Source organism: bacterium 336/3 (assembly GCA_001281695.1).
Lineage (GTDB): Bacteria > Bacteroidota > Bacteroidia > Cytophagales > Thermonemataceae > Raineya.
The window spans coordinates 181,810-188,878 of the sequence record LJIE01000002.1; the positions used below are offsets into that span (position 1 = coordinate 181,810).

Below are 7,069 nucleotides of genomic sequence, written 5' to 3' on the forward strand. Positions count from 1 at the left end.
TTTGCAATTATAATGCTTCTTCTGTTGCAAGTTTAGCTACAAAATAATCTCTATTCATTCTTGCAATATTTTTGATAGAAATACCTTTAGGACATTGTATTTCACAAGCTCCTGTATTGGTACAAGCACCAAAACCTTCTGCATCCATTTGAGCAATCATTTTCTGTACACGACGATAACGTTCTGCCTGCCCCTGAGGAAGTAATCCTAAATGAGCAATTTTAGCTGAAACAAAAAGCATAGCTGAAGCATTTTTGCATGATGCCACACAAGCTCCACAACCAATACAAGTAGCAGCATCCATAGATTCTCCTCCTACATCTTTAGGGATAGGTATCTCATTTGCATCTACGGTTACCCCTGTATTCACAGAAATATATCCACCAGCTTGAATAATTCTATCAAAAGCACCTCTATCTACTGCTAAATCTTTAATCACAGGAAATGCTTTTGCTCTCCAAGGTTCAATATAAACTGTATCACCATCATTAAAGCTACGCATGTGTAATTGGCATGTAGTGGTTTGTTTGGGTCCATGAGGTTGCCCATTGATGTACAAACTACACATACCACAAATACCCTCACGACAATCGTGGTCAAAGGCAATAGGGTCTTCTCCTTTCTTCAATAAATCCTCATTCAATACATCCAACATTTCAAGGAAAGACATATCAGGTGAAGCAACAACTTTGTACTCTACCATTTTGCCTTTATCATTCTTATTTTTTTGTCTCCAAACCTTTAAGGTCAGATTCAATTTATGTGTGCTATTTCCAGCCATATAATTTTGGATTTTAAGTCTTTATACTAAATTCAATATCAATTACTTGTTTTTTAAAAATCTGGCTCTGACGGCTTCAATTTCTTTTTGAGAAGGTTTTGATGTATTTTGAAGTTTTTTAATAAAAGCTTCTACTTCTTCAGGGCTCGCAGGGCAACCGATATTACTGCCTTGCATTTTAGAGTCTTCCAACAGTTTTCCTGTTTTATCTAAAATTGCCCAATAAGGTAAACCTTGTCCTTTTCCTCCATAATTGTCCATCACCATTTCTCCTCCTGCATTTTCTAAAGCTTTGTTATTTGCTCCTTCTTGTACAGTCAAATAAGTAATTATATAGTTTTTATGAAAGAATTCTTTGCATGTTTCATCTAAAATGGCTTTTTCCATCTTTTTACACCATCCACACCATGAAGCATGAAAAATAAGCAAAACTTTTTTGTCTTCTTTGCTTGCTTGCTCAAAAGCATTTTTCATTACACTTTCTGCTGTGGGCGTTTTTTGAGCATAAATAGACTCACTCAATATCCACACTAAACACACAAATACAATTCTTATGGTTTTCATAAATATTTGATTTACAACAATCATCTGCCATAGACATAGCAGATGATTTGTTTTATCTAATTTATTTATAACTTCTTTGGGTTAGTTTGACATTTTCAAATATTAGTTCTTCTTTATGAAGCTCTTCTGGTTCATTTTCGCCTTTATATTCCCAAGCAGCTACATAAGCATATTTGTCATCATCACGTTTTGCTTCACCATCAATCTGATACTCTTCACGGAAGTGTCCTCCACAAGATTCATTTCTATCCAAAGCATCATCTACCATCAATTCTCCTAACTCTATAAAGTCAGCTACACGATACGCTTTTTCAAGTGTTTGGTTGAATTCTTCGTTTGTACCTGTAATTTTTACATTTGTCCAGAATTCTTTTTTCAACTCTTGGATTTTACCTTTAGCATATTTTAAGCCTTCAGCACTTCTGGACATACCACAATACTCCCACATGATTTTACCCAAATCTCTATGTATCTCATCTACAGTACGCTTACCATTGATTGATAACATTTTTTGCATACGCTCTTTTACATCCTTTTTGGTCTTCTCAAATGCTTGATGAGTAGTTGGATATTTATCTTCTTTAATATCAAGCTTTGCTAAATCATCCCCTATTGTATAAGGAATAACAAAATAACCATCTGCCAAACCTTGCATCAGAGCCGAAGCACCCAAACGATTAGCACCATGGTCAGAGAAATTTGCTTCACCCAAGGCGTACAAACCTGGTACAGTAGTCATCAAATTATAATCTACCCACAAACCACCCATTGTATAGTGTACAGCAGGATAAATCATCATCGGCAATTCATAAGGGTCTTGATCTGTAATTTGTTTGTACATATCAAACAAGTTGCCATATTTAGCTTCTATTACAGATTTTCCATCTCTCTTGATAGCATCAGCAAAATCAAGATAAACAGCCAAGCCAGTTTTACTTACTCCTTTTCCTTCATCACAAGCATATTTAGCATTTCTCGATGCCACATCACGAGGCACAAGGTTACCAAATGAAGGATATTTTCTTTCTAAGAAGTAATCTCTATCTTCTTCTTTGATTTCTTTGGGAGAAAGAGTTCCTTGGCGAATTCTTTCAGCATCTTCTTTTTTCTTAGGTACCCATACACGTCCATCATTACGCAAAGATTCTGACATCAATGTCAATTTAGATTGATAATCGCCAGATACAGGAATACAAGTAGGGTGAATTTGTGTAAAACAAGGGTTTGCAAATAATGCTCCACGCTTATGAGCTCTCCAAGCAGCTGAAACATTTGAGCCCATTGCATTGGTTGAAAGGAAGAAAACGTTTCCATAACCACCTGTACAAAGTAAAACAGCATGAGCAGAATGGCTCTCTATTTCTCCAGTTACTAAGTTTCTTACAATAATACCTCTACATCTACCATTATCAACAACTACATCCATTAGCTCTGTACGATTGTACATCTGTACTTTTCCCGTAGATATTTGTCTGCTAAGAGCCTGATAAGCACCTAACAATAATTGTTGTCCTGTCTGACCTTTTGCATAAAATGTACGAGATACCTGAGCACCTCCAAAGGAACGATTGTCAAGTAATCCTCCATATTCACGAGCAAAAGGAACACCTTGAGCTACACATTGGTCAATAATATTTACAGAAACTTGAGCCAAACGATGCACATTTGCCTCTCTTGCTCTGTAATCTCCTCCTTTGATAGTATCATAAAATAAACGATAAATACTATCACCATCATTTTTATAATTTTTTGCAGCATTAATCCCCCCTTGAGCAGCAATAGAGTGAGCTCTTCTAGGGCTATCCTGAAAACAAAAAGCCTTTACATTATATCCTAACTCTGCAAGTGTAGCAGCAGCCGAAGCACCTGCCAAGCCTGTTCCTACTACAATAATATCATATTTTCTTTTATTCGCCGGATTTACCAATTTTAAATTAAACTTGTGTTTATCCCACTTTTCACCCAAGGGACCATCAGGAATTTTAGCATCTAATTTCATATTTTTTACTTTTATATGTTTGTAAATAAAAAATCTATACTCAAAAAATAATTCATTTTTGTAAAATATAATTATCCTGCTCCACCTTCTGATTTCTGAGCACTTTTTCTAGGTTTGAAAACTATTGATAATCCTAACGCAAGTACAAAACCACCTGCCAAAGCAAATAAAGACATACTTTCTTGTTTTAAAAACATCAAAACAGGGATACACGCATAAGCAGCAGGAATAAATACAGCAAACACAACTCCTACATGATGAATAAAAGGGCTATATTTTTTATGATTTAAACCCAATGTTTGAAAAGAACTTTTAAATCCATGAAATAAATGGAAAGCTAGTCCAATCATAGAAAGTACATAAATCGCTACAATCCAAGATTCAGCAAAAGCTATTTGAGTAGCTTCATACAAATTATGAACAGACTTACCATCTAAAGATGTTTCACTTAAGCCTCCAAATTTAGATTTTGCCCAAAATGCTTGTAAATGTACAACCAAGAATATTAATACAATTGTTCCTAGAAGCATCATGTTACGAGATGCCCAAGCACTACTTTTACCTTCTTGTGTATAAGCATACTGAACAGGACGAGCAGTTCTATTACGCATTGTAAGCATAATGCTTGTAACAATATGTAATAAAATGAAAGAGAAGTTTCCTATAGAAATTATTTGAATAAGAGGATTATGTCCCATAAAATCTGCATACCTATTAAAAGCAGCACCTCCATCATCTTTTAGAAGTTGTAAATTACCTATTAAATGTACCACTAAAAAAAGAATCAAAAATATTCCTGTTAGAGCCATGATAAGCTTTCTACCCAGAGTGCTGGTAAGCATATCCACAAGCCAATTTGCTGTTTTTGTTGTTGTAGCCATAATTTTCGTATAATTTTGTATGGTATTTTAAATTACTGATTGTTTATAAAAAATGTTTTAACTTCAAATTTAAAATTGAATTTTAAGAAAACAATACATACTGCTTTATTTTGAATAATTCTAAACAAGAAATAAAAAATGACCTATAGATAATTTATAGGTCATTAATAATTATTTGTCTGTCATCAATTGTTTGATTTCTTTCTCCAAATCTTCAATTCTTCGTTTGTCTTGTTTTTGTTTTTCGAATAAAGTAGCCATAATTCTTTGGTTTTCACCCTCTGCCAATTTGGCTTCTGTAATGTCTTTTGCAAATACAGATACTCCTATCACATCACCAGCATCATTAAATATAGGATTAAATGAGTGTTCTCTATATTGTATTTTTTTATTTCCTAAATCTCTTTTAATAACCTTCTCGAAACGTTCTCCACTTAAAGCTCTATCATAATATTTCTTCCATTCTTCATGTAAATGTTCAGGGATTGTAGTAAAAATATTATCTCCTTCTTTGAAATTATATTCTTTTCTACGCTTTCTAAATACATCATTGAAAACTAAAAACTGATATTTTTTATCCATTGCCATAATGGAATCTTCTGTGTTATTAATCAATGATTTTAAATTGGCTTCTTTAATTTTCAATTCTAATTCTGTAGAACGTTGTTGGGTTATATCCGCAATAAATACAGATGCACCAATTACCCTTTGTCTTTCATTATAAATAGGGTTATATAAAATTTCATAATAGTAAGTAACCCCTCTAATAATAACATCTGCATAAGTTGTAAAACGATCTCCTCCAAGAACTTGAGCAAATTCTTTTTTCATTTGTTCAAATGTTCTCCCTGGGAATGCTTCTTCTACTGTTCTTCCTATATCCAAATACACTCCAATAGACTCATACAAATTTCGCATGGTTTTATTAATAACCGTAATTTTTAAATTATGATTAAATGCCATAATTGCATCAGAGGCATTATCCAAAAGAGCACGCATATTTCCTTCTTTTTCAGAAAGTTCTCTTTGGTTTCTTTGCATTTCTTCCTGAGTAGATTGTAATTCTTCGATGTTTTGGCGTAACTCTTCTTCTTGCTCACGCATTCTAAATGTAATACGTTGCGATTCTTCCAAAAGCATCTTCGTTCTACGGTTTACTTTACTACTTGAATACGTAGAAGCCACACTATCTGCAATTTGCTCAATAAATTCTTTTTGATATGGTTCTATGGGATGGAAAGATGCTATCTCCAATACTCCTTGTACTTCTTGATTTACTTTTAGAGGTACAATGAAAATATATTTTGGATTGGCTCCTCCTAGTCCTGTTCTGATTTCAATGTAATCATTTGGAACTTCTGTAAGATAAATCGATAAACCTTCTCTCCATGCTCTACCTACTAATGATTGTCCTTTTAATATTTTTCTCTCAACAAATTTCTTTTTATTATAAGCATAAGCTGAAATTAACTCCAAATATGACTCTTCACCCTCTTTTTCATCATTTACAATGAATACTCCACCCTGATTTGCTCCTACATATTTTACAAGTTCTGCAATAAGTTGTTCAGATAATCTATCCAAATCGTTACTCTCTCTTCGAAGAATCTCACTAAATTTAGCTAGACCTGTATTTCTCCATGAACGAACCTCATCAGCTTTTGATACTTCCATCAGACCTTCTCGCATTTGAGCAATAGATTGCCCTAAATCTCCTTGACCATTAAAAATATTAATTTCAGCATCAAATTTACCCTGACTAACCCCTGAAGAGAATTTTTTGAGATTTTGTAAGTTTTTTGTTATGAGATTTAATTTTTCTGATATGGTATTTAGCTCTAAAACATTCGTAAATAAGGGTGTGGGTAAATTTCCTTTTGATAGTTCTTCAGTGTATATATCTATTTTTTGGATATTTTGACTTATATTCCTATTTAATAATGTAACCAAAGAAAATAATAAGAAGAATGTCAGAATGAAGAATACAACTTGAAGTATTACAAAAAATGTATTTTCCGAATCAATATTAATAATGAGATTAGCCGTAGATTTATCATTAAAATTAATCAACTGTTCAAAATAGTTATTCAATTCTTTCTGTAAACGAGCAATTTCATTAGTCAATAAAAATGCCAATTTATCATTATATAAAGTAACAGGTTTATTTGACTTAATATTTCCTGAAGTATCTATAGCCTCTTGTCTATCAATCAAATATAAAGGTTTTCTATTGTCTTCATTATTAGTTTTAATGGCTTCTTTTATTAATTTATCGAGTTTAAGAACCCTATCAGTAATTGCTTCATAGTTCACTAACAATTCTGGTTCACTTCTCTCTCCAATTGCGGTTTTTAAAGAATCATAGTAAGGAGTAGCTTTTTTTAGCCATAAATCGTTCAAATCTTCATTTATTTTAGAAAATGTCCTTTGATCAGAAGTATACACGTTTCCTTGTAAGAGAGAAATAGTTTGATTCGTATATTGAAAAGATGCAAATGCGTATATTTTTACTGGCTGATAAATATCAGCAATAGATGCATTTTGTTTGGTAATTTCTAGCATTCTTGCTATCAAAAGATAAGCAAAAAGTATCATCAATAATCCTACAACCAAAATACTTGTTATAATACGACTACGAAAAGAGCTAAAGTTAAATTTTAATACGCTGAAAAACTGCGATAATATGCGAAACATATATGACTATTTTTTCGATAAATTTACTAATATAAATTGCAATATAAAAAAATAGCTTAAAAAACTGTAATAATCTTCTAGGATAGGTCAAAAAAAAGAACCTCCAAGTATCTTCATACAAGGAGGTTCTAAAATAATAATCGGGCGGCA

The 7,069-nt window shown here is 32.7% G+C and carries 3 protein-coding genes and 2 pseudogenes; all 5 read right to left on the reverse strand.

Annotation, left to right across the window (positions count from 1 at the left end):
• Window positions 1-7: 7 nt before the first annotated feature.
• The 5 genes and pseudogenes from AD998_20105 to AD998_20125 all read right to left on the reverse strand — a co-directional run bounded on the left by AD998_20105 (window position 8) and on the right by AD998_20125 (window position 6,232).
• The gene (locus tag AD998_20105; protein ID KOY84750.1) at window positions 8-757 is read right to left on the reverse strand and encodes a fumarate reductase; all 750 of its coding nucleotides are present in this window, start codon (window positions 755-757) and stop codon (window positions 8-10) included.
• A gap of 66 nt (window positions 758-823) precedes the next feature.
• Window positions 824-1,345, reverse strand: coding sequence for a hypothetical protein (locus AD998_20110; protein ID KOY84751.1), 522 nt, complete (start codon window positions 1,343-1,345; stop codon window positions 824-826).
• Between the two features lie 61 nt (window positions 1,346-1,406).
• On the reverse strand, window positions 1,407-3,344 hold the full coding sequence (gene sdhA, locus AD998_20115) for a succinate dehydrogenase (protein KOY84731.1): 1,938 nt from the start codon (window positions 3,342-3,344) through the stop codon (window positions 1,407-1,409).
• Window positions 3,345-3,529: 185 nt separating this feature from the next.
• Window positions 3,530-4,153: pseudogene (locus AD998_20120) on the reverse strand (succinate dehydrogenase).
• 1,089 nt (window positions 4,154-5,242) lie between these two features.
• A pseudogene (locus AD998_20125) lies at window positions 5,243-6,232 on the reverse strand (hypothetical protein).
• Between the last annotated feature and the right edge of the window lie 837 nt (window positions 6,233-7,069).